Here is a 21,342-nt window from a genome sequence, read left to right as displayed (position 1 = left end):
ACCGGCTTACGTGGAAACGAAGCAGGTGAAAGCGAGGAAATAAATAGATGAGCAATTTGAAGTGGTCGGAACTCGATCAAAAAGCAGTGGAAACCGGGCGAGCTTTAGCAGCCGATGCAGTAGAAAAAGCGGGAAATGGGCATCCCGGCACCGCTATTTCCCTTTCGCCGCTCGCCTATTTACTATTTCAAAAAATAATGCGCCACGACCCCAGCGATTCACAGTGGTTAGGGCGCGACCGCTTTGTGCTCTCTTTAGGGCACTCTTCCCTCACGCTTTATAATCAGCTTTTCTTCGCTGGATATGGGCTGGAGCTAGAGGATTTACAGAATCTACGCACCGAAAATTCTCTCACCCCTGGGCATCCGGAATATGGACACACCAAGGGAGTAGAAATGACCACTGGCCCCCTTGGGCAGGGTCTAGCTTCGGCAGTGGGTATGGCAATGGCTGCTCGCCGGGAGCGGGGACTTTTCGACGCAGAAGCTCCGGCCGGTGAAAGCCCCTTTGATCACTTTATCTATGTAGTAGCCGGAGAAGGCTGCTTAGAAGAAGGCGTAACTTCCGAAGCCTGTTCCTTGGCTGGCACGCAGGAACTGGGTAATTTGATTTTAATTTTTGACGATAATCAAATTTCTATTGAAGACGACACTAAGATTGCTTTCACGGAAGATGTGCTCAAGCGCTATGAAGCCTACGGTTGGCATACCCAAGAAGTGAAGTGGCGCCAAGAAGACGGCTCCTATAAGGAAGATTATGCGGCACTTTACGATGCCGTAGAAGCTGCCAAAGCAGTGACGGATAAGCCTTCTATTATTAAACTTTCGACTATTATTGCCTGGCCTTGCCCGACTAAGCAAAATAGTGGCAGTTCCCATGGCGCAGCTCTGGGCGATGCCGAAATTCGAGGCTTGAAAGAAGCAATCGGGCTGGATCCAGATCAGAATTTCCAGGTAGAAGAAGAAGTCTTAGCGCATACTCGCCAGCAGGCTGCTGCCAATGCCGCAGCTGCGCGCAAGGTCTGGGATGAAAAGTTTGCAGCTTGGAAGCAAAATAACCCCGAACAGAGTGCACTGCTTAGCCGTTTACAAAAGCGAGAGTTGCCCAAGGGCTGGGAAGCAGCACTTCCGGAATTCGCAGCTGGAGAAAGCGTAGCTACTCGTTCTGCATCTGGAAAAGTATTGACTGCTTTGAAAGATGTACTTCCGGAGCTCTGGGGCGGTTCGGCTGACCTCGACGGCTCCAATAAGACTTCTATGACGGGAGAGCCTTCTTTCCTGCCGGCAGATCGCGCTTCTAAAGCATTCCCGGGCAATAAGTACGGCCGCACTTTGCATTTCGGTATTCGCGAGCACGCCATGGGAGCAATAGTGAACGGTATCGTGCTACACGGCCCCACTCGTGCTTATGGTGGTACTTTCTTCGTATTTGCCGATTATATGCGCCCCTCCGTACGGCTGGCAGCGCTTATGGAAATTCCGTCAATTTGGGTATGGACACACGATTCTATTGGAGTCGGTGAAGACGGCCCCACCCATCAACCAATTGAACATCTGTGGTCTTACCGCGCTATTCCTGGTTTTGATGTAGTCCGCCCGGCGGATGCAAATGAAACCGCTTATGCTTGGCGCGGTATCCTCGAGCGCACTGATCGCCCAGCGGCAATTATTTTATCGCGGCAAAATCTGCCCGTTATTGCCCGGGGCGACGACGCCTGCGCTGCCGCTGATGGAGTGCTAAAAGGCGGATATGTGCTAGCTGATGGAGAAGATGTGGTACTAATTGCCACCGGCTCGGAAGTAGCACTGGCTCTGGAAGCACGCACTGCTTTAGCAAAAGAAAATATTTCGGCCCGGGTAGTATCTCTCCCCTGTTGGGAATGGTTCTGTGAGCAGGAACAAAGCTACCAAGATTCCGTGCTTCCTCCGGCATTAAAGGCACGGGTTTCGATAGAAGCCGGCGCTACTTTCGGTTGGAAAGGAATCGTCGGTGATTGCGGCCGTACAGTGGGAATCGATCACTATGGTGAATCTGCACCCGCGGGCCGACTTTTTGAAAAGTACGGTTTAACGGCAGAAAACGTAGTCAAAGCCGCTAAAGAATCTTTAGCGGCAGCCAAGTGAAAGGCTAAATAATGGGAAATATTGCAAAATTACGCGACTATGGCGTCTCCGTATGGTTAGATGACCTCTCGCGCTCCCGCCTTACCAGTGGCGGCTTAGAGAAAATGATCAAAGATGGCGAAATTGCCGGAGTGACTACTAATCCAGCAATTTTTCAAGCAGCTATTTCTGGGGCAGCTGACTATGCAGCAGATATTGCCCAGCTAGCGCAAGCCGGCGCCGATGCGGAAGCCGTTATTACTAAGCTGACCAGTGACGACGTGCGCAACGCCTGTGATCTATTTGCAGATCTCTATCGCGAAACCGGAAAAGATGGCCGCGTATCTATTGAAGTAGATCCACGCTTAGCTCATCGCGCCGATCCTACTATTGCGCAAGCAAAAGAACTCTGGAAATTAGTAGACCGGCCCAATGCCATGATTAAAATTCCGGCTACGAAGGAAGGTCTACGCGCTATTACGGAAGTAATTTCCGAAGGAATTTCCGTAAATGTGACTCTGATTTTCTCCGTAGAGCGCTATCGCGAAGTGGTAGAAGCGTATCTAGCTGGGTTAGAAAAAGCAGCAGCTGCTGGAAAAGATTTGCAAAAAATTCATTCCGTGGCATCGGTATTCGTATCGCGAGTAGATACGGAAGTAGATGCCCAGCTAGAAAAAATTGGCTCTCCCGATGCTTTAGATATGCGTGGAAAGGCCGCACTCGCGAATGCCCGCCTCACCTACGCTGCCTATATGGAGTTGTTTGAGAATAATCCTCGCTTCCAGCAGTTGGCAGAGCAGGGAGCGAATGTGCAGCGCCCGCTTTGGGCTTCTACCGGAGTAAAGAATCCAGACTATTCTCCGACTCTGTATGTAGATCAATTAGTAGCCGAAAATACGGTAAATACTATGCCGGAGAAAACTCTTCGGGCCACTATAGAAAGCGCCGATATTGCAGGTGATACTATTCGCCCTCATTTAGAAGATGCACAGCGCATAATTAAGAAAATTATTCACTTAGGAATAGATTTCGCTGCCGCTACGCAGAAACTCGAAGATGAAGGAGTAGAAAAATTCGAGATAGCTTGGAATGAGCTAATCGAAACCGTAGAAGATGCTATGAAGTAAAACTCTTTCATAGCCTCAATACCACCGTGGGGGTCACGCGAAATTCGCGTGACCCCCACGTTTTTGAAACTTTTTAAAAGTTAAGAAAGTACTTTTACAATCAGCCCTACCGCAATTACCAGCACAAACCAGAGAATAGAAAGACCAACCGTAATCCGATTCAGATTCCGCTCTGCCACTCCCGAAGAGCGCATAGATGTGGAGATTCCACCTCCGAACATATCGGAGATACCGCCTCCCCGGCCTTTATGCAGCAAAATAGCGCCTATTAATAATAGGCTGGTAATCACCAGCAATACCGAAATTATAATTAATAAGATATTCATTTCGTTTCAACTTTTCTTTCAATAAACGCTGCGATAAGTATTTCCTGATTATTGTACAAGATTTCTGCGCCTTGCCCGAATTGAGCAAGGCGCAGAGTTGATTAATCCAAGTAGGTGACGATCTTGGCGAATTCTTCCGCCTTTAGCGAAGCTCCGCCTACTAAGGCTCCGTCCACATTGGGCTTAGCCATAATATCTTTCACATTTCCAGATTTAACTGACCCACCATACTGAATACGGAGGGCCTCTGCCGTAGCAGCATCGAAGAGTTCGGCAACTTTTTGCCGAATAGCTCCGCAAACTTCTTCGGCATCTTCCGGCGTAGCTACTTCGCCGGTACCGATAGCCCAAATCGGCTCATAGGCGATTACCGACTTAGCTACTTCCTCTTTGCTGAGCCCAGCTAGCATTTCCGTAATCTGCCCCAGCACGAACTCTACCTGCTTGCCTTCTTTACGCACTTCCAGAGCTTCTCCGCAGCACATAATCGGAATCAAGCCAGCATCCAGAGCCTTCTTAGCTTTCTGGCCAATCAGTTCATTAGTTTCCCCATGATACTGCCGACGCTCCGAATGGCCAACTACTACATAGGTGCAACCAAGTTTCGTCAGCATAGCAGTGGAGATTTCACCCGTATAGGCGCCTGCATCGTGAATCGACACATCCTGCGCGCCGTACTTAATTTCCAATTCATCTGCTTCTACCAGCGTCTGCACGGAACGTAAATCAGTGAAAGGAGTAATCACTGCTACTTCCACCTTGCTGTAGTCATGCTTTAAATCACCTAAAGTCCAGGCTAATTTCTGTACTAAAGCGGTAGCTTCCAGATGATCTAAATTCATCTTCCAGTTACCAGCCATAAAAGGTGTACGTGCCATTTAATTAATCCTCCAAAACTGCAATTCCCGGCAAGGTCTTCCCTTCTAAGAAAGCTAGAGAAGCTCCCCCGCCCGTGGAAATATGATTAAATTTTTCTTCTTCAAAGCCGAGTGTCCGCACAGCTGCGGCAGAATCGCCTCCACCTACAATAGTAAATCCAGCTGCATCCTGCATAGCCTGAGCTACTGCCCGCGTACCGGCAGAGAAAGCAGCGAATTCAAATACTCCCATAGGTCCGTTCCATACTATCGTCTTTGAATCAGCAATAGCCTCAGCATACCGTTTTGCGGTCTCGGGTCCAATATCCAGACCCATTTCTCCTGCCGGCATAGCCTCAGAGCTATGTACCGAAGCCGGGGCATCTGCCTTGAATTCTGGAGCTGTCACATTATCAACTGGCAATAGTAATTCCACGCCTTTTTCTTGCGCTTTTTCCAGATAAGAACGAGCAGTTTCTACATAATCTGCTTCCAGCAAAGAAGTGCCTACTTCATATCCCTGTGCGCGCAAGAAGGTATAAGCCATTCCGCCGCCGATAAGCAGACGATCGGCCTTTTCGAGCAAGTTTTCAATTACCCCTAATTTATCGGATACTTTAGAACCACCTAGTACCACAGTGTAGGGGCGAGCCGGATTTAAGGTCGCCTTGGAAAGCGAATCGATTTCCTTAAATACTAATTCTCCCGCCGCTGAAGGCAAAAGCTGCGCAATATCGTAAACCGAAGCCTGCTTACGGTGTACTACTCCGAAGCCGTCTGATACGAAGCAATCAGCTAGCTTGGCATAAGCTGCTGCCAATTCTTGCCGCTCAGCATCGTCTTTCGAAGTTTCCCGTGCATCAAAACGGACATTTTCCAGCAATACGACTGCACCTGCCGTCATATCTGCTGTGCACCGCTGCGCATCTTCTCCTACGGTATCTTTCGCTAACTGCACTTTCTGCCCGAGCAATTCACCTAAACGCTCAGCTACCGGCGCTAAGGAAAAATCTGGATTTACTGTGCCTTTCGGACGCCCCAAATGAGCTGCCAAAATTACTTTTGCATTATTGCTCAGCAAGCGTTTAATAGTGGGCAGCGCCGCCTTAATCCGGCCGTCATCCGTGATCTGCCGATTTTCATCTAGAGGTACATTAAAATCAGCCCGTACAAAGATTTTCTTTCCGGCAATATCCCCTAGGGAATCAATAGTTCTCATATTTCACCATCCAATATTGCTAAATAATTAAAATGGGTGCTCGCGCATATCTGAAAGCACGAGCACCCATAAAATATTTCCGTACCTATTTACAGCTTAGAAACAATCAACGAGGTAAGATCAACTACCCGGTTGGAGTAGCCCCACTCGTTGTCGTACCAGGAAACTACCTTCACCTGGTTGCCGATTACCTTGGTCAGGCCAGCATCGAAAATCGAAGAATGAGGATCAGTTACGATATCGGTGGATACGATGGGATCTTCGGTGTAAGCGAGGATACCCTTGAGCTCACCTTCAGCAGCCTTCTTAACAGCTGCATTTACTTCTTCTACCGTTACTTCCCGGCCAGCTTCGAAGGTCAAATCGGTGGCAGAACCAGTAATTACCGGTACGCGCAGTGCATAGCCATCGAACTTGCCTTTCAGCTCGGGGATTACCAGAGAAACTGCCGCAGCTGCGCCCGTCTTAGTAGGCACAATGTTCATGGCAGCAGCCCGAGCCCGGCGCAAATCGCTGTGCGGGCCGTCCTGCAGACGCTGATCAGCAGTGTAGGCGTGTACGGTGGTCATGAGGCCCTTAACAATGCCGAACTCTTCATACAGCACCTTAGCCAAAGGAGCTAAGCAGTTCGTGGTGCAGGAAGCATTCGATACGATGTTGTGCTTGGCCGGATCGTAATCCTTATCGTTTACGCCCATTACGAAAGTAGCATCTTCGTTCTTGGCCGGAGCAGAAATAATAACTTTCTTAGCTCCTGCTTCGATATGCGCCTTTGCAGCTTCCGCATTGGTAAAGCGCCCGGTGGATTCGATTACTACATCCACTCCGAGTTCTTTCCACGGCAAATCAGCTGGATCGCGCTCTTCCAGTACCTTAATGGTGTGGTTCCCAATGGTGATGGTTTCGTCAGTATAGGAAACCTCTTCTGGGTACCGACCTAAGGTGGTGTCATACTTAAATAAATGAGCTAAGGTCTTGTTGTCAGTCAGATCGTTAACTGCCACAATTTCAAAATTTACATCCTTGGCAAGAGCTGCCCGGGTAACATTGCGGCCAATACGGCCAAATCCGTTGATACCAACGCGAATAGTCACTCTATTCCTCCTTGTACACCTAGTGCACGTAGTTATCAAAATCGTTGGGAAATCCCCCGATTTAACGAATCGGCATTGAGAGGCACCGTATTCGTTTCGCTATTATTTTATCGTTTTTTATTTAGCTTCTTATAGGACTAATGCTAAGAATGACCACCTTCACACGAATTTACTTTTACTTTGATAAAAAACCACTTTTTCACTCGTAAAAAATTACTTTTTCGCTTTTAAAAACGCCTGCTGCGTGCTCGAAATAACTGTCAATTAGTCCAGAAATCTCTATTAAGTCAACATTGTGAAGCGGAAGTGAGCTCAGCTACTGCCGCTAAAGTATCTGGAATTCCCAATTCAGCCGCCCGTTTATCCGCCATAGTGTTGAGTCGACGCAGCCGGCCGGCCACTGCATCTTTCGTAGCGTTTGGCTGTAGACGCTTACCTAGCATAGAAAGAGAATCGCTCGGATACTTAATTCGCATTTCTCCTGCTTGGCGTAAATTATCTGGCACCTGCTCGCCCAGAATTTCAAAAGCCCGCTTCACCCGCACTACTGCCACTACCGCCGCATCAGCACTTCGGCGCATATTAGCGTCATCAAAATTAGCCAAGCGGTTTGCGTTTCCATTCACTTCCCGCTCCGTGCGCAATTCTTCCCACCGAATTACTGCATCATTAGCTCCCATGCGCGTAAGCATTGCGGAAATAGCATCACCATCACGAATATCTACCCGATGCGCACCGCGCGATTCCCGGGCTCGATACGGGATATCGAGCCGGCGCGCCAATCCCCCAATTCCATAGGCTGCTTCCAAAGAAGGGCAAGTGAGCTCTAAAGAAGCATTGCGCCCTGGTTCCAAAAGAGTACCGTGGGCCAGAAAAGCTCCCCGCCACGCGGCAGCTGCATCAGCCTTCGTACCGCCGACTATCTGCGGAGGTATTCCGCGAATAGGCCGACCTTTCGCATCGAGCAACCCCACCCGGCGTGCAATGCGCTCTCCGTAGGATTTCAACTGCACAATATAGCGATTCCCATTGCGCATAGCATTCGTGACGGCGATTATATCTGCTTCTACGTTATAAATAGTGCGCAGGAGCTCCCAAAGGTGCCGCGCCGCACCGGCGTGAGTCAGTTCTGCTTGAAGTCCGATTACTCCCGCATTTATCTGCAAACCACCCGCAAAGCGAAACATAATGGCTATTTCTGCCGTCATAGAGGAAGCTACCTGTGGATATATTCCAGCTAGCTCGTCTTTTACTGCCTGGGTCAAAGCCACCACGAAATTTGCCTTCTTTCCAAAAATAATTTCGTTTTCCTACTTTAACAGTAGGAAGCAAAAATCTCCCGATAAGCCGCCGCTAAGTGGAGCGGATCGTGCACTCCCCGTTGGCGATAATTAGCTACCGGAGCTGCCACTACTTTTGCACCACATAGAGCAGCTGCTGCTTCCAATTCTGCCGCATTGTAAGCCAGCCCTTCATCGACCAAAATCACATCTAAAGATAAATCCGGAGAATGACTATAAAAACTGCGCACATGGTCGGCCGGCGACATCGAAGAAGTCTCCGAATCAGCTACTAAGTTGATTACCAGCATCTTTTTCGCCGCCGTAGCGATAAAGGCATCGTGTAAATCAGGCACCATAAGGTGCGGAATTACGGAAGTGTACCAGGATCCCGGGCCAAAAATTACCCATTCGGCATCCTGGATTGCCGTCACCGCTTCGGCAGGAGCAGGCGGATTTGGCGGAATGATGCGAATACGGGAAATATCGGCATTAGATTTTGCCACTGAATTTTGCCCGTAAATAGTCTGCGTGCCATCTGCAGTGAGAATATCGGCTTCTATCGAAAGCGGCACAGAAGCCATAGGCACTACTTTTCCTTTAATGCCTAGTAGTTTCCCGACCCAATCTAAGCCTTGTACTGAATCTCCGAGCAGCTCCCAGAGTCCCGTAATTAATAAATTCCCCAAGGAATGGCCATCTAAATCACCGTGTGAATGAAAACGATATTGCAGCACATCGCGCCAAGTTAAACCCCATTCTCCGTCATCACATAGAGCTGCTAAAGCCATCCGCAGATCTCCGGGCGGAAGTACGCCTAATTCTGCGCGTAAACGCCCGGAACTGCCACCGTCATCCGCAACTGTGACAATAGCAGTGATATTGCGCGTAAGGAATTTCAGAGCGGAAAGAGAAGTATAAAGCCCGTGCCCACCTCCTAGGGCTACTACTCGCTTCCCCCGGGAGCCACTTTCAAAATTATTTGGCATATTATTCCCGCCCTAGATCTCGGTGAATAGTGCGCACATTTAATCCGTTATTTCGCAGCTGCCGCGCTAATTCTTCGGAAATAGCTACCGAGCGATGCTTACCTCCCGTACAGCCAATCGCCACCGTCACGTATGGTTTCAATTCGTGCTCGTAGCCGGCCACCATACCCGTAATAAGCTCTGCATAACGCTGCACAAATTGTTGAGCTCCATCTACTTTCATCACAAAATCACGCACCGGCTCATCTTTACCGCTCAGATGGCGCAGTTCGCTTACCCAATAGGGGTTCGGAATAAAACGCACATCTGCTACATGATCCGCATCGAGAGGTAAACCGTATTTAAAGCCGAAAGACATTACCGTCAGCTCTAATTTAATTTCCGAATCCGTGCCCACTAAACGGCGGATTTCCCGCGCTAAATCATGTACCGAACGGTGGGTAGTATCGATTACTTCATCGGCGCGGGTGCGCAAATCTGCCAGCAACTCCCGCTCGCGGCGTATACCAGTGAGAAGCCGACCATCATCCTGCAAGGGGTGCGGGCGGCGTACCGATTCATAACGGCGTACTAGTTCGGCATCTGCGGCATCTAGGAAAATAATTCGATACGGTATGCTCGCATCAGTCAGATCTTGTAAAACATGCAAGAGCTCTTGAAAGAATTTCCGGGAACGCACATCTACTACGCAGGCCAACTTTTTAATTCCGCCTCCGGACATTGCCAATTTCAGCATGGCCATAATTAGGCGCGGGGGCATATTGTCTATTACGTACCAGCCTAAATCCTCCAGAGTAGCTCCGGCTTGCGAGCGGCCAGCCCCAGACATTCCCGTAATTATTAACACTTCCGGAAACTCATTTTGCGGCAGGCTCATTGCAAAATCCATATTCGCAATACCAATAGGAATTTTGCCTGTGTCGTTTATATCGGAAAAATCTGCCATACCTCTATGTTGCCATTTTCCCCGTTTTAACTCTACGCAAAAGAAATTTTTGCCTTATTTATTTTAATTCTTTTATTCTTCGCGCTTCATTCCCCAGGCAGCAAGGGCGAATCTTCCGGATGGAAATGCTGAAAAATAGTTTCCGCCATCTTTGCTCCGATTCCAGCTACTTGCGCTAATTCAGCGGGACGAGCTGCTTTTATCTTTTGCACCGAACCAAAATACCTCAGCAACTCTTTCTGTTTCACTTCCCCTAAACCAGCAATTGCATCTAGCTGGGAACGAGTCATTGACTTGGCGCGGCGTTTCCGATGATGCGTAATTGCAAATCGATGCGATTCATCGCGCAGATATTGCAGAAGATGCAGCGCCGGAGAAGAACGCGGCAGAATAAGCGGAAAATCACTCCCCGGAATCCACACTTCTTCCAGTCTTTTCGCCAAACCCACTATTTTTATATCTGGATCGGTAATTATTTTGCTAGCCGCATTCACTTGCGGCAGGCCCCCGTCTACCACTATTAAATCAGGGCGAAAACGAAAAGAAGCATCCTCTTTTTCGAGATTATGCATTCTTCTTTCCAACACTTCCGCCATGGCGGCCGTATCATCAACTCCGCCCGCGCCATTTTCCCCGCGAATTACGAAATGCCGATAATCTTTCTTTTTTGGCAATCCATCTTCGAATACCACCATTGAAGCCACTTGATTAGTTCCCTGGGTATGCGAAATATCGTAACATTCGATACGCAGGGGCGCTCTATCCATATTCAGCCCCTGCCGCAATTCTTCTAGAGCTTGAGAGCGGGCAGTCAGATCTACCGAACGCTGCAATTTGTGATGATTGAGCGCCTGCAAGGCATTCATATTCACCGTCTCAACTAACTTAAATTTTTTACCCCGCTGCGGCACTTTAATATGTACTTTTGCCCCCCTCAATTCACTCAGCCAATTCTGTAAATCCTCCAACTGCCGCGGCGCACCCGGCAACCAAATTTCCTGCGGAATTGCCTGCGCCGAAGTGTAGGCCACATCGTCCACCGAGCGCGGCTGCTCCCGCTGCCGAAAAGTATTTTGCTTTTCCCGCAGTGAAAGCTCCCCGTACACCTGCAATATAAGCTGATTTAATAAATCTTCTTGGCTTTCTTCACCTATTTCACTTACCCAGCCTTTTTGCCCGCGAATCCGCCCACTCCGCACGTAAAATACTTGCACACTAACTTCTAGTTCATCACGCGCTATTCCGAATACATCCGCATCGATATCTTTCTTCATTACGAGGGTATTTTGCTCCGCAATACTCGCTAAAGCCTGCAGTTGATCTCGAGTTTTAGCAGCTTGTTCAAAATCTAATTGGGCAGCTGCCGCTTCCATTTCCCTTTGCAACTCTGCCCGTAATTTCTCGCCATCTCCGTGCAAGTATTCTAAAAGCTCTTGTACCTGCTGCTGATATTCCGCTTTCTCTACTCGCCCTACGCAAGGAGCTGTACATCTATCGATATAGCCATTTAGACAGGGACGCGCCGTGCGCTGCGCGCGATTAAATACCCCCTTGGTGCAAGAACGCACCTTAAATACGCGCTGCAATAAATCGACTGCTTCCCGCGCCGCAGTAGCGCGCGTATACGGGCCAAAATACTGATTTTGGGGGCGTTGCTTCGCTCGAGTAATAAGCAACCGGGGAAATTCCTCTCCCGTAGTGACGGCCACATACGGATAAGATTTATCATCCCGATACATTACGTTAAAACGTGGAGCAAACTCTTTTATCCACGCATATTCCAGCGTGAGTGCCTCAATTTCCGAATTAACTACTACCCACACTACTTGCGCAGCGCTAAATACCATACGGCGCGTCCGCGGATGCAGAGTATCCGGATTGGCAAAATAAGCTGGTAAACGCCCCCGCAGCGATTTTGCTTTCCCTACATATATCACTCGCCCTTCGGCATCTAAAAAACGATAGACTCCCGGATCTAAGGGAATATCTTTCGTCTGCGGGCGGTAAGTATCCGGATGTGCCATCTTAAAGTGTGCCTGCTTTTTGCAAAATCGAGCGCAAATAAGTGCCCGTATAAGAACCAGCTACTTGTGCCACCGCTTCCGGCGTACCCGCTGCCACCAATTTTCCGCCGTCTTTTCCGCCTTCTGGGCCAAGATCTATTACCCAATCAGCAGATTTTATAACGTCTAAATTATGCTCAATAACTACTACGGTATTTCCTTTATCTGTGAGCCCCTGCAGCACTCCAAGCAATTTGCGCACGTCTTCAAAGTGCAGACCAGTAGTGGGCTCATCCAATACATAGATAGTGGAACCGCGGGAACGTTTATGCAGTTCGGCCGCCAATTTTACCCGCTGAGCTTCTCCGCCAGAAAGCGTGGTGGCCGCCTGACCTAGCCGGATATAGCCCAATCCCACTGATTCTAAAGTAGCAAGATACTTCGTGAGACGATCGATGTTTTGGAAAAATACCCCTGCCTCCGAAATCGTCATATCAAGCACTTCTGCCACATTTTTTCCCTTGTAACGCACCTCCAAGGTTTCGCGATTGTAGCGAGCTCCGTGGCAGACTTCGCAGGGCACATAGACATCTGGCAAAAAATTCATCTCAATTTTTAAAGTGCCATCGCCACGGCACGATTCACAGCGCCCACCTTTCACATTGAAAGAAAAACGCCCCGGCCCATAACCACGTAATTTCGCTTCCGGAGTTTGTGCAAAAAGCTGGCGAATATGATCCCAAAGACCAGTATAGGTAGCGGGGTTAGAACGCGGAGTACGCCCGATTGGGGACTGATCTACGTGCACTATTTTTTCTAAGCTCTCTCCACCGGTAATTTTTTTATGTTTCCCAGGTAGATGGCGCGCTTTATTAAGTGAGTTAGCTAAAGATTCATAGAGAATCGAATTAACTAGTGAAGACTTACCGGAACCAGAGACGCCGGTGACCGCAGTAAATACTCCCAGGGGAAAATCTACATCAATATTCTGCAGATTATTCTCTTGCGCTCCCCATACGCGCAGCTGCTTTTGTTTATCTATTTTTCGCCGCTGTAGTGGTACGGCAATCTCCCGCCGCCCGGCCAAATAGGCACCGGTCAAAGATTTTTCCACATCCACAATTCCGGCCGGCGGACCATTATAAATTACCTCTCCACCTTGCTCGCCCGCCCGCGGGCCAATATCTAATATCCAATCTGCACTACGGATAGTATCTTCATCGTGCTCTACCACGATTAAGGTATTACCTAAATCCCGCAAACGCTGCAGTGCTTTCAACAATTTATCGTTATCGCGTTGATGCAAGCCAATAGAGGGTTCATCGAGCACATAAAGTACTCCTACTAGGCCTGATCCTATCTGGGTAGCAAGGCGAATGCGCTGGGCTTCCCCTCCGGAAAGCGTACCTGCGGAACGCGCCAGCGAGAGATAGCTCAGACCTACTGACACCATGAACTGCAGCCGAGCGATTACTTCCCGCAATATCTGCCGCGCAATTTTTTGCTCACGCGCTTCCAGCTGTAAATTCTGGAAGAACTCTGCCGCTTCCCCGATAGAAAGATGGGTAACTTCGTCAATATTCAATCCTCCCACTTTTACCGCCAAAACTTCTGGGCGCAAGCGCGCTCCCCCGCATACCGCACAAGGGATATTGCGCATGAACCCCGCATAACGTTCTTTTGATAGCTCCGACTGCGTTTCGTCATACTTACGCCGTACAAAGTGCAGTACTCCTTCAAATCCAGTGGAGTAGATGCGTTCTCTCCCCCACCGATTTCGATACTGCATTTTTATTTTAAAGTTGTAGCCATGCAAAATTTTCTCTTGTGCGGCAGCGGGAATTTCTTTCCACGGCGTATCCATATCAAAGCCTAGTTCTTTCCCGAGGGAAGAAAGCTGGCGCATATGATATTCCCGAGCTTTAGCAGAAGCAGTAACTGCCCAAGGCACAATTGCCCCTTCCCGAATGCTTAAATCCTCATCAGGGACCACTAAATCCGGCGATACCTGCAAATTAGAGCCAATACCAGAGCACTCTGGGCACGCCCCGTAAGGAGCATTAAAAGAAAAAGTGCGAGGCTCGATTTCCTCTAACTCTAGAATGTGCCCCTGCGGGCAAGAACGCTGTTCAGAAAAAGTACGGCTCCGTTTTTTATCCGCAGCTGGTAAATCTACAAAATCAGCTATTAAAGTACCACCTGCTCGGCGCAACGCTGTTTCTACTGAATCAGTGAGACGAGTACGAATACCTGCTTTGAGCGCCAATCTATCTACCACTATTTCAATGCTGTGCTTTTTCGTCTTGGCTAACGGCGGCACTTCGTTAATTCGCCAAATTTCGCCATCCACCCGCAAGCGGGAAAATCCTTCGCCACTTAAATCTTTTATTAAATCTAAATGCTGGCCTTTTCGCCCTTTTACTACGGGAGCGAGGATCTGTACGCGCGTGCCTTCGGGATACTCTAAAAGAGAATTTACGATTTGTTCGGCACTTTGCGCCGTCACTTTCTCCCCACATTGCGGGCAGAACTGGGTACCAGCTCGCGCGTAAAGCAAACGCAAATAATCATAAATTTCGGTAATCGTCCCCACCGTAGAGCGCGGATTGCGGCTCGTGGAACGTTGATCGATAGAAACAGCAGGAGAAAGCCCCTCGATAAAATCAATATCTGGCTTATCCATCTGCCCGAGGAACTGGCGGGCGTAGGAACTGAGGGATTCTACATAGCGGCGCTGGCCTTCGGCGAAAATAGTGTCAAAAGCGAGCGAAGATTTCCCCGATCCAGAGAGCCCCGTAAATACGATTAGCTTATCGCGCGGTATATCTACCGTGATATTTTTTAGATTATGCTCTCGGGCTCCCTGAATATGAATAGTTTCATGCACATCTTCAGCTTAGCTGGCCAGAAAAACCCTGACAAAAGAGAGCGGGAATTAAGAGAGAATTCATGTTTTACAGTATCTTTCGTACTAAAATTGCCGTATGGAGAAAAAAATTTACGCAGTTGTATATACCTATGATCCACAAAAAAGCGAAGATTTAGCGAGAGAACGCCCGGGGCATCGCGCATTTCTGCGCAGTCTCTTCGAAAAAGGCGAGCTTTTAGCCTCTGGGCCCCTGGGAGATGGGCAAGCTCTTATCATTGTAAAAGCTACTACTCCCGCCGAGGCACTTACGCTGCTGGATCCCGATCCACTGCACGCGCAGGAAATCATTAAGGATCGAGAAGTTAAAGAATGGAATCCGAATATCGGGCCTTTCGCTTCCTAATTCTTTCCCAATTTCCAGCGCCTGCTGATTTCTAAAAAATTTACTTTCTCCGGCCGAGGCAGAGTTTATATTTTATTATTACGCTGCGCTCGCAGGGTTTTGTGCTACGCTCGTGGCATTTTGTGCTTGTAGAATTTTTGCACTTGTAGCATTTTGCGCTCACGATATTTTGTACGCACGGTATTTTGCGCGCCTAGCCGGCTGTCCTTATTTTTTATTTAACCGCCGCGCGCCAATCACCGAAGAAACTATGGTAACGAGAATGACGCCGAGGATGAAGCCTACGGAAACCAAGATGGAAGGCTCCGGCACAAAAGTGAAAATTCCATAACCGTGGCTGGCGTGTAGCACCAGCTTTACGGCAATAAAGCCCAGGATTACGGCTAAGCCATAGTGTAAATAAATAAGATGCTCAAGTAATCCATCTACTAGGAAGAAAAGCTGGCGCAAACCGAGTAAAGAAAAAGCGTTGGTGGCGAAAACTATAAAAGGTTCCTGCGTAAGACCATAGATAGCGGGAATAGAATCCAGCGCAAACATTAAATCTACCGAACCGATAGAAACTACGCAGAGTAAAAGCGGGGTAATAGCTGTCTTTCCCTGATGCCGAGCTATCATCCTATCGCCTACATAGCCATCCGTCACCGGCAAATACTTTGATATGAGCCGGGTGATGAAATTCGGCTCGTATTCTTCGTGCGGATTGATTTCTTTTCCGCGCGCTCGCCCTTCCAATACGCCGTCATATACCTGCTTAGCAGCCGTATAGAACATCCAAATTCCAAATATAAAGAATACCCATACGAAACGCTCAATCAGCGCCGCCCCGACTAGTATGAATATCAGGCGCAGCAGTAGCGCAATCACAATGCCGTACATGAGCACTTTTTGCTGGAATATGCGCGGCACGCGGAAAGCCGCAATTATTATGATGAAGACGAAAATATTATCGAGAGAAAGCGATTTTTCCGTAATATAGCCGGCAAAATATTCGGTACCAAATTGATTACCATGCCGCCAATAAACTATTAAACCGAAGATAATCGCAATTCCCACATAGAGAGCGCTCCAGATAGCTGCTTCTTTTATAGTTGGTTCGTGAGGCCGGCGCACATGGCCAAATAGATCAAAGAGAATCAATGCCAGAATAGCGGCACCGAGTGCAAACCATTCCCACAAATATACTGTCATTCCACTCCCCGAAGCTCCGTTTACAGAGGCAGGAAGTAAGGTGGTTACGGAGTTCGTGAGAATTGACGGTAGCATTTTGCCCCTTTCCGGTACATTGCTATTTAGAGGTACCGGAGGTCTCTTCCCGCCAAGATTGGCCTCGATCCGGATGCCGGGGCACCGTACTGACGAATCGATATTCTATGGGAATACTCCCCTCCGCCCCTTATTCTAACTTTTCCGAGCGAATTTTCCTGACTAGAAATAATGATTATTCCCACGCTTCGCCGCTAAATTACCACTACGGATTTTTACCGCACAGCTTGCTACCCTGCTGGGGTAGACTTAGCACCCCCGTAGGCCGGGAATTTTAATCATCAATAGCCCGCAGTTCCCGCTTCACATCGCGGATTTCGTCCCGAATTCGCGCCGCTAATTCAAATTGCAGCTGGCGCGCCGCCTCATGCATTTGCGCAGTCAAATCCGTAAGCAGATCCGCAATCTCCTGCCCGTCTCGCCGTTGCGCCGTAGTAGCCAGCTTGTGCTCTTGCCGGTATCCACCTGCTAGCAGTTCTTGGGTATCAATATCTTCGCGCGCCAGCATATCCGTGACATCAGATATTTTTTTCCGCAAGGGCTGCGGATCAATACCATGAGCTTGGTTATAAGCTATCTGCTTCTGCCGCCGCCTATTCGTTTCAGCAATTGCTTGGCGCATATTCGGCGTGACGGTATCAGCATACATATGCACTTCACCGGCCACATTACGCGCTGCTCGCCCAATCGTCTGAATAAGAGATGTAGTGGAACGCAAAAAGCCTTGTTTATCGGCATCTAAAATAGCCACTAGCGATACTTCTGGTAAATCTAACCCCTCGCGCAGCAAATTGATTCCCACCAATACATCAAATTTACCTAAACGCAGCTCCCGCAATAATTCCACGCGGCGCAAAGTATCCACATCGGAGTGCAGATACTCTACTTTCACCCCGCGCTCGGCTAAGTATTCCGTAAGATCCTCTGCCATTTTTTTCGTCAGAGTAGTGACGAGTACTCGTTCGGATCGCTCCACGCGCACCCGAATTTCCTCTAATAAATCATCTATCTGGCCTTTGGTGCTCTTTACCGAGATTTTTGGATCTACTAACCCAGTGGGGCGAATTATTTGTTCTACATATCCGTCGGCTTGTTCTAGTTCATAGCGACCCGGTGTGGCTGAAAGATAGACAGTCTGCCCGATTCGCTCTAAAAATTCTTCCCACTTTAACGGTCGATTATCCAGTGCCGAAGGCAGACGAAAACCGTGCTCTACCAGCGTGCGCTTCCGCGACATATCCCCCTCATACATCGCTCCTATCTGCGGCACCGTCACATGTGATTCGTCTATAATCAAGAGGAAATCTTCTGGGAAATAGTCTAAGAGAGTATTAGGCGGGGTACCTGCCTCTCGCCCGTCGATATGCCGAGAATAATTTTCGATACCGGAACAAATTCCCAGATTCCGCATCATTTCTAAATCATAAGTAGTGCGCATTTCCAGCCGCTGCGCTTCAAGAAGTTTCCCCTGCTCCCGCAGCACCGCTAGCCGCTCATCTAATTCTGCTGCGATACCTGCTAGAGCTTTTTCCATGCGCTCTGGCCCCGCCACGTAATGTGAAGCTGGAAATATATGTACATGATCCGTATCAGAAAGCACTTTTCCCGTCAGAGGGTGCAAATAACTGAGCGATTCTATTTCGTCTCCAAAAAATTCAATACGAATAGCTAGCTCTTCATATACGGGAATTATTTCTACCGTATCGCCTTTTACCCGAAAAGTACCCCGCGTAAATTCATAATCATTACGCGAATACTGCATAGTGATAAATTTTTTCAATAGTTCATCGCGCGGAATTTCCCCACCCCGCTCCAAACGCACCATTCTATTTACATATTCCTGCGGAGTACCTAGACCATAGATACACGAAACAGAAGCCACTACTACGGTATCGCGGCGGGTCAAAAGGGAGTTAGTAGCCGAATGGCGGAGCCGCTCCACTTCGTCATTAGAAGAAGCATCTTTTTCAATATAAAGATCGCTCTGCGGCACATAGGCTTCCGGCTGGTAGTAGTCATAGTAAGAGACGAAATACTCTACCGCATTATTCGGAAGTAACTCCCGGAATTCCGCGGCCATCTGCGCCGCCAAAGTTTTATTGGGCTCTAAAATCAAGGTAGGGCGCTGCACTTCTTCAATGAGCCAAGCCGCAGTAGCAGATTTACCCGTGCCGGTGGCACCTAAAAGCACGATATCTTTTTCCCCACCGCGGAGTCGGGTCGCTAATTCAGCAATTGCCGCTGGCTGATCACCAGCCGGTTTATAATCAGAAATTACTTGAAAAGGTGCATCTTGGCGCACTAGCGGTGTAACAGGGCGCATTTTACTTTTTCTCCGCTATTTGAAATACAACTGTACACCGCGGATTAGCGGCTTTTATTTCGCCCCGCTCCAGTAGTAATCCGCTCTCCCGCAAAGCTCTACAAAAATCCCTATCGGCCATATTTCCTTTTTCTATCTGTATCACTTTTTCTTCACTACTATCTGCCAGAATTTGTGCAGCTAAGCCCAGTTTCTGCAATCTTCGCACAATAAGAGGCAAATTCGCGAAGAATCTGACGCGCGGCGAAATTTTTCCTCTCGGCGCGAAAAAACGCTCTTGATTTTCCCAATTCTTCGCAAAAGGAAGCAACCATTCTCTCCATAATTGCCCCGCAATCTCTGCCAATTCAGTGGCCGCAGCATTGTTATCTATCAAGACATCAGCAATCTCTGCCAGTTTCTCTGCGCTCACTTGGCTAGCAATTCTTTTCTGCGCCGCTTCCACTGTAAAATGCCGATTTTCTACTAACCGCTGTATCCGGATATTTTCTTCTGCCTGTAAAATTATATTGGCATGGGTGCGGAGAGCTAAATCGCTCTCATATAAAAGTGGAATATCGTGAATTACAATTGAATTTTCTGGCAGTTGGTGCAGTTGTGCAGATGCCAGCCGATAGACCTCTGGGTGTATAAAAGAATTTAATGCTGCTAATTCCACCGCCGAATTAAATACCCGCTCTGCGAGAGCAGCTCGATTTAATGAATCATCTACCCCTATTATATCTTTCCCCCAGCGGGCCACTATCTTCTGCCAAGCGGCACTCCTCGGAACTACCGCCTGCCGCGCTAGCTGGTCATAGTCAATTACCTGCGCTCCGAGTGCTTTTAAGGCTGCCGCACAAGCAGATTTACCACTACCGATACCTCCACCTAATCCAATTTGCAGCATTTCTGCCCCTATATCCTCAGATTTTATCTATGTGCGTGCATTTACACTTTTGCTCTACTTTGCAGCCTAATTATAGCGGTGGGGCGGAGAAAATTTCTCCGCCCCACCTGAATAACTATTGCTACTTACTTAGCAGCTTTATTAGTTGCTGGTAAGTTTCTCCCGCAGCGCTGCTAGTGCTTCATCGCTAGCCAACGTACCGGCCACTTCTTCCGCTTCGGCAGGAGCCGTATCCGAAGAATAGCTGGCAGGAACTTCTGCGGCGGCAGTTTCTGCTGCTGCCGCTGCGTCTGCCTTCAGCGCTTCCGCTACTTGCTCTTTATGAGCCTTCCAGCGGCTTTCGGCGGCAGCATATTCTTGCTCCCAGGCCGCCTGATTCGCTTCGTAGCCTTCCATCCACTCGTTGGTTTCCGGATTAAATCCTTCTGGATACTTGTAATTGCCTTCTGCATCATATTCAGCGGTCATACCGTAGAGCGAAGGATCGAAATCTTCTGAATTCGGATCTATTCCCTCATTAGCCTGCTTCAGCGAGAGAGAAATACGCCGGCGCTCTAAATCAATATCGATTACCTTTACGAATACTTCGTCGTTAATCTTTACGACTTCTTCTGGTAGATCAATGTGACGTTGCGCCAACTCTGAAATGTGAATCAAACCTTCGATGCCGTCTTCCACCCGCACAAAAGCGCCAAACGGTACCAGCTTGGTAATCTTGCCCAGTACGATTTGGCCAATGCTGTGGGTACGAGCAAAGGTCTGCCACGGATCTTCTTGCGTAGCCTTCAAAGATAGGGATACCCGCTCCCGATCGAAATCTACATCCAGTACTTCTACGGTTACTTTATCTCCTACTTCGATTACTTCGGAAGGATGATCAATGTGCTTCCAAGAGAGTTCGGATACGTGTACCAGACCGTCTACGCCACCCAAATCCACGAAAGCTCCGAAATTGACGATAGAGGAAATAACGCCTTCGCGAATTTGCCCCTTCTGGAGAGTATCGAGGAACTGCGTACGCACTTCCGACTGCGTCTGCTCTAGCCAAGCCCGACGCGAAAGTACCACGTTATTGCGATTCTTATCGAGTTCGATAATCTTCGCTTCTACTTCCCGCCCAATATAAGGCTGCAAATCGCGTACCCGCCGCATCTCCACGAGAGAAGCCGGCAAGAAGCCCCGCAGACCGATATCGAGAATGAGGCCGCCTTTGACTACCTCGATCACGGTACCAGTGACTACGCCGTCTGCCTCTTTAACTTTCTCGATTTCATTCCAAGCCCGCTCATACTGCGCCCGCTTCTTCGAAAGAAGCAGCCGCCCTTCTTTATCTTCTTTTTGCGTTACGAGCGCTTCGATTTCGTCACCAACTTGGACGACGTCATCCGGATTGACATCATGCTTGATGGAGAGCTCTTTCGAAGGGATAACTCCCTCCGTCTTGTAGCCGATATCGAGAAGTACCTCATCTCGGTCTACTTTAACTACGGTTCCTTCGACGATATCTCCGTCATTGAAGTATTTGATGGTCTTATCAACAGCGGCAATGAATTCTTCTTCGCTGTTGAAATCATTTATGGCAACCTCCGGAATTTGGGAGGATGTAATATTTTCACTCATAGAGTTGGTGACTCCGTTACGGATAAAAC

16 protein-coding genes are annotated in these 21,342 nt (G+C 48.6%); 3 read left to right on the top strand and 13 right to left on the bottom strand.

The window, feature by feature from the left end:
* Window positions 1-47 precede the first annotated feature (47 nt).
* Together tkt and tal are read left to right on the top strand one after the other, a co-directional pair.
* Window positions 48-2,123, top strand: a complete 2,076-nt coding sequence (tkt, locus tag BQ7117_RS04345) for a transketolase (protein WP_073996367.1) — start codon at window positions 48-50, stop codon at window positions 2,121-2,123.
* 11 nt (window positions 2,124-2,134) lie between these two features.
* Entirely contained in the window at window positions 2,135-3,229 is a 1,095-nt protein-coding gene (gene tal, locus BQ7117_RS04340) for a transaldolase (RefSeq protein ID WP_073996366.1), read from the top strand.
* 80 nt (window positions 3,230-3,309) lie between these two features.
* On the opposite strand, the gene secG is transcribed toward tal, so the two are convergent.
* The 9 genes from secG to uvrA form a co-directional block, all read right to left on the bottom strand.
* Window positions 3,310-3,555: a preprotein translocase subunit SecG gene (gene secG, locus BQ7117_RS04335; RefSeq protein ID WP_073996365.1), complete on the bottom strand. Its 246-nt coding sequence runs from the start codon at window positions 3,553-3,555 to the stop codon at window positions 3,310-3,312.
* 101 nt (window positions 3,556-3,656) lie between these two features.
* Complete coding sequence (tpiA, locus tag BQ7117_RS04330) at window positions 3,657-4,433, bottom strand: triose-phosphate isomerase (protein WP_073996364.1); 777 nt, start codon at window positions 4,431-4,433, stop codon at window positions 3,657-3,659.
* A 4-nt stretch (window positions 4,434-4,437) separates the two neighbouring features.
* Window positions 4,438-5,631, bottom strand: coding sequence for a phosphoglycerate kinase (locus BQ7117_RS04325; RefSeq protein ID WP_073996363.1), 1,194 nt, complete (start codon window positions 5,629-5,631; stop codon window positions 4,438-4,440).
* 89 nt (window positions 5,632-5,720) lie between these two features.
* Window positions 5,721-6,725 carry a type I glyceraldehyde-3-phosphate dehydrogenase gene (gene gap, locus BQ7117_RS04320; protein ID WP_073996362.1) on the bottom strand — a complete coding sequence of 335 codons (1,005 nt, stop codon included), beginning with the start codon at window positions 6,723-6,725 and terminating at the stop codon, window positions 5,721-5,723.
* Between the two features lie 287 nt (window positions 6,726-7,012).
* A complete protein-coding gene (gene whiA / locus BQ7117_RS04315) occupies window positions 7,013-7,996 on the bottom strand; it encodes a DNA-binding protein WhiA (protein WP_073996989.1) in 984 nt (327 codons plus the stop codon).
* A gap of 44 nt (window positions 7,997-8,040) precedes the next feature.
* A complete protein-coding gene (locus BQ7117_RS04310) occupies window positions 8,041-8,994 on the bottom strand; it encodes a gluconeogenesis factor YvcK family protein (protein ID WP_073996361.1) in 954 nt (317 codons plus the stop codon).
* Between the two features lies 1 nt (window position 8,995).
* A complete protein-coding gene (gene rapZ / locus BQ7117_RS04305) occupies window positions 8,996-9,940 on the bottom strand; it encodes an RNase adapter RapZ (protein WP_073996360.1) in 945 nt (314 codons plus the stop codon).
* Window positions 9,941-10,026: 86 nt separating this feature from the next.
* The gene (gene uvrC, locus BQ7117_RS04300; protein WP_073996359.1) at window positions 10,027-11,964 is read right to left on the bottom strand and encodes an excinuclease ABC subunit UvrC; all 1,938 of its coding nucleotides are present in this window, start codon (window positions 11,962-11,964) and stop codon (window positions 10,027-10,029) included.
* A 1-nt stretch (window position 11,965) separates the two neighbouring features.
* Window positions 11,966-14,830 carry an excinuclease ABC subunit UvrA gene (gene uvrA, locus BQ7117_RS04295; protein WP_073996358.1) on the bottom strand — a complete coding sequence of 955 codons (2,865 nt, stop codon included), beginning with the start codon at window positions 14,828-14,830 and terminating at the stop codon, window positions 11,966-11,968.
* A 97-nt stretch (window positions 14,831-14,927) separates the two neighbouring features.
* Between uvrA and BQ7117_RS04290 the strand changes: the two genes are divergently transcribed.
* Window positions 14,928-15,215: a YciI family protein gene (locus BQ7117_RS04290; protein ID WP_073996357.1), complete on the top strand. Its 288-nt coding sequence runs from the start codon at window positions 14,928-14,930 to the stop codon at window positions 15,213-15,215.
* A gap of 207 nt (window positions 15,216-15,422) precedes the next feature.
* On the opposite strand, the gene BQ7117_RS04285 is transcribed toward BQ7117_RS04290, so the two are convergent.
* From BQ7117_RS04285 to rpsA, 4 genes are all read right to left on the bottom strand, one after another.
* Entirely contained in the window at window positions 15,423-16,406 is a 984-nt protein-coding gene (locus tag BQ7117_RS04285) for a TerC/Alx family metal homeostasis membrane protein (RefSeq protein WP_073996988.1), read from the bottom strand.
* A gap of 349 nt (window positions 16,407-16,755) precedes the next feature.
* Entirely contained in the window at window positions 16,756-18,804 is a 2,049-nt protein-coding gene (uvrB, locus tag BQ7117_RS04280; protein WP_073996356.1) for an excinuclease ABC subunit UvrB, read from the bottom strand.
* 1 nt (window position 18,805) lies between these two features.
* Window positions 18,806-19,693, bottom strand: a complete 888-nt coding sequence (gene coaE, locus BQ7117_RS04275) for a dephospho-CoA kinase (protein ID WP_073996355.1) — start codon at window positions 19,691-19,693, stop codon at window positions 18,806-18,808.
* Window positions 19,694-19,834: 141 nt separating this feature from the next.
* On the bottom strand, window positions 19,835-21,313 hold the full coding sequence (rpsA, locus tag BQ7117_RS04270; RefSeq protein ID WP_073996354.1) for a 30S ribosomal protein S1: 1,479 nt from the start codon (window positions 21,311-21,313) through the stop codon (window positions 19,835-19,837).
* Between the last annotated feature and the right edge of the window lie 29 nt (window positions 21,314-21,342).

Origin of the sequence: Arcanobacterium urinimassiliense (assembly GCF_900119495.1) — a bacterium.
GTDB lineage: Bacteria > Actinomycetota > Actinomycetes > Actinomycetales > Actinomycetaceae > Arcanobacterium_A > Arcanobacterium_A urinimassiliense.
The sequence above is the reverse complement of the archived record's forward strand: the minus strand, read 5'-3'. Positions and strand labels throughout refer to the sequence as shown.

Bases quoted from the DNA above. Each gene is read 5' to 3' on its own strand.
- tkt (WP_073996367.1), top strand. From the start codon at position 48: ATGAGCAATTTGAAGTGGTCGGAACTCGATCAAAAAGCAGTGGAAACC.
- tal (WP_073996366.1), top strand. From the start codon at position 2,135: ATGGGAAATATTGCAAAATTACGCGACTATGGCGTCTCCGTATGGTTA.
- secG (WP_073996365.1), bottom strand. From the start codon at position 3,555: ATGAATATCTTATTAATTATAATTTCGGTATTGCTGGTGATTACCAGC.
- tpiA (WP_073996364.1), bottom strand. From the start codon at position 4,433: ATGGCACGTACACCTTTTATGGCTGGTAACTGGAAGATGAATTTAGAT.
- BQ7117_RS04325 (WP_073996363.1), bottom strand. From the start codon at position 5,631: ATGAGAACTATTGATTCCCTAGGGGATATTGCCGGAAAGAAAATCTTT.
- BQ7117_RS04310 (WP_073996361.1), bottom strand. From the start codon at position 8,994: ATGCCAAATAATTTTGAAAGTGGCTCCCGGGGGAAGCGAGTAGTAGCC.
- rapZ (WP_073996360.1), bottom strand. From the start codon at position 9,940: ATGGCAGATTTTTCCGATATAAACGACACAGGCAAAATTCCTATTGGT.
- uvrC (WP_073996359.1), bottom strand. From the start codon at position 11,964: ATGGCACATCCGGATACTTACCGCCCGCAGACGAAAGATATTCCCTTA.
- BQ7117_RS04290 (WP_073996357.1), top strand. From the start codon at position 14,928: ATGGAGAAAAAAATTTACGCAGTTGTATATACCTATGATCCACAAAAA.
- BQ7117_RS04285 (WP_073996988.1), bottom strand. From the start codon at position 16,406: ATGACAGTATATTTGTGGGAATGGTTTGCACTCGGTGCCGCTATTCTG.
- uvrB (WP_073996356.1), bottom strand. From the start codon at position 18,804: ATGCGCCCTGTTACACCGCTAGTGCGCCAAGATGCACCTTTTCAAGTA.
- coaE (WP_073996355.1), bottom strand. From the start codon at position 19,693: ATGCTGCAAATTGGATTAGGTGGAGGTATCGGTAGTGGTAAATCTGCT.
- rpsA (WP_073996354.1), bottom strand. From the start codon at position 21,313: ATGAGTGAAAATATTACATCCTCCCAAATTCCGGAGGTTGCCATAAAT.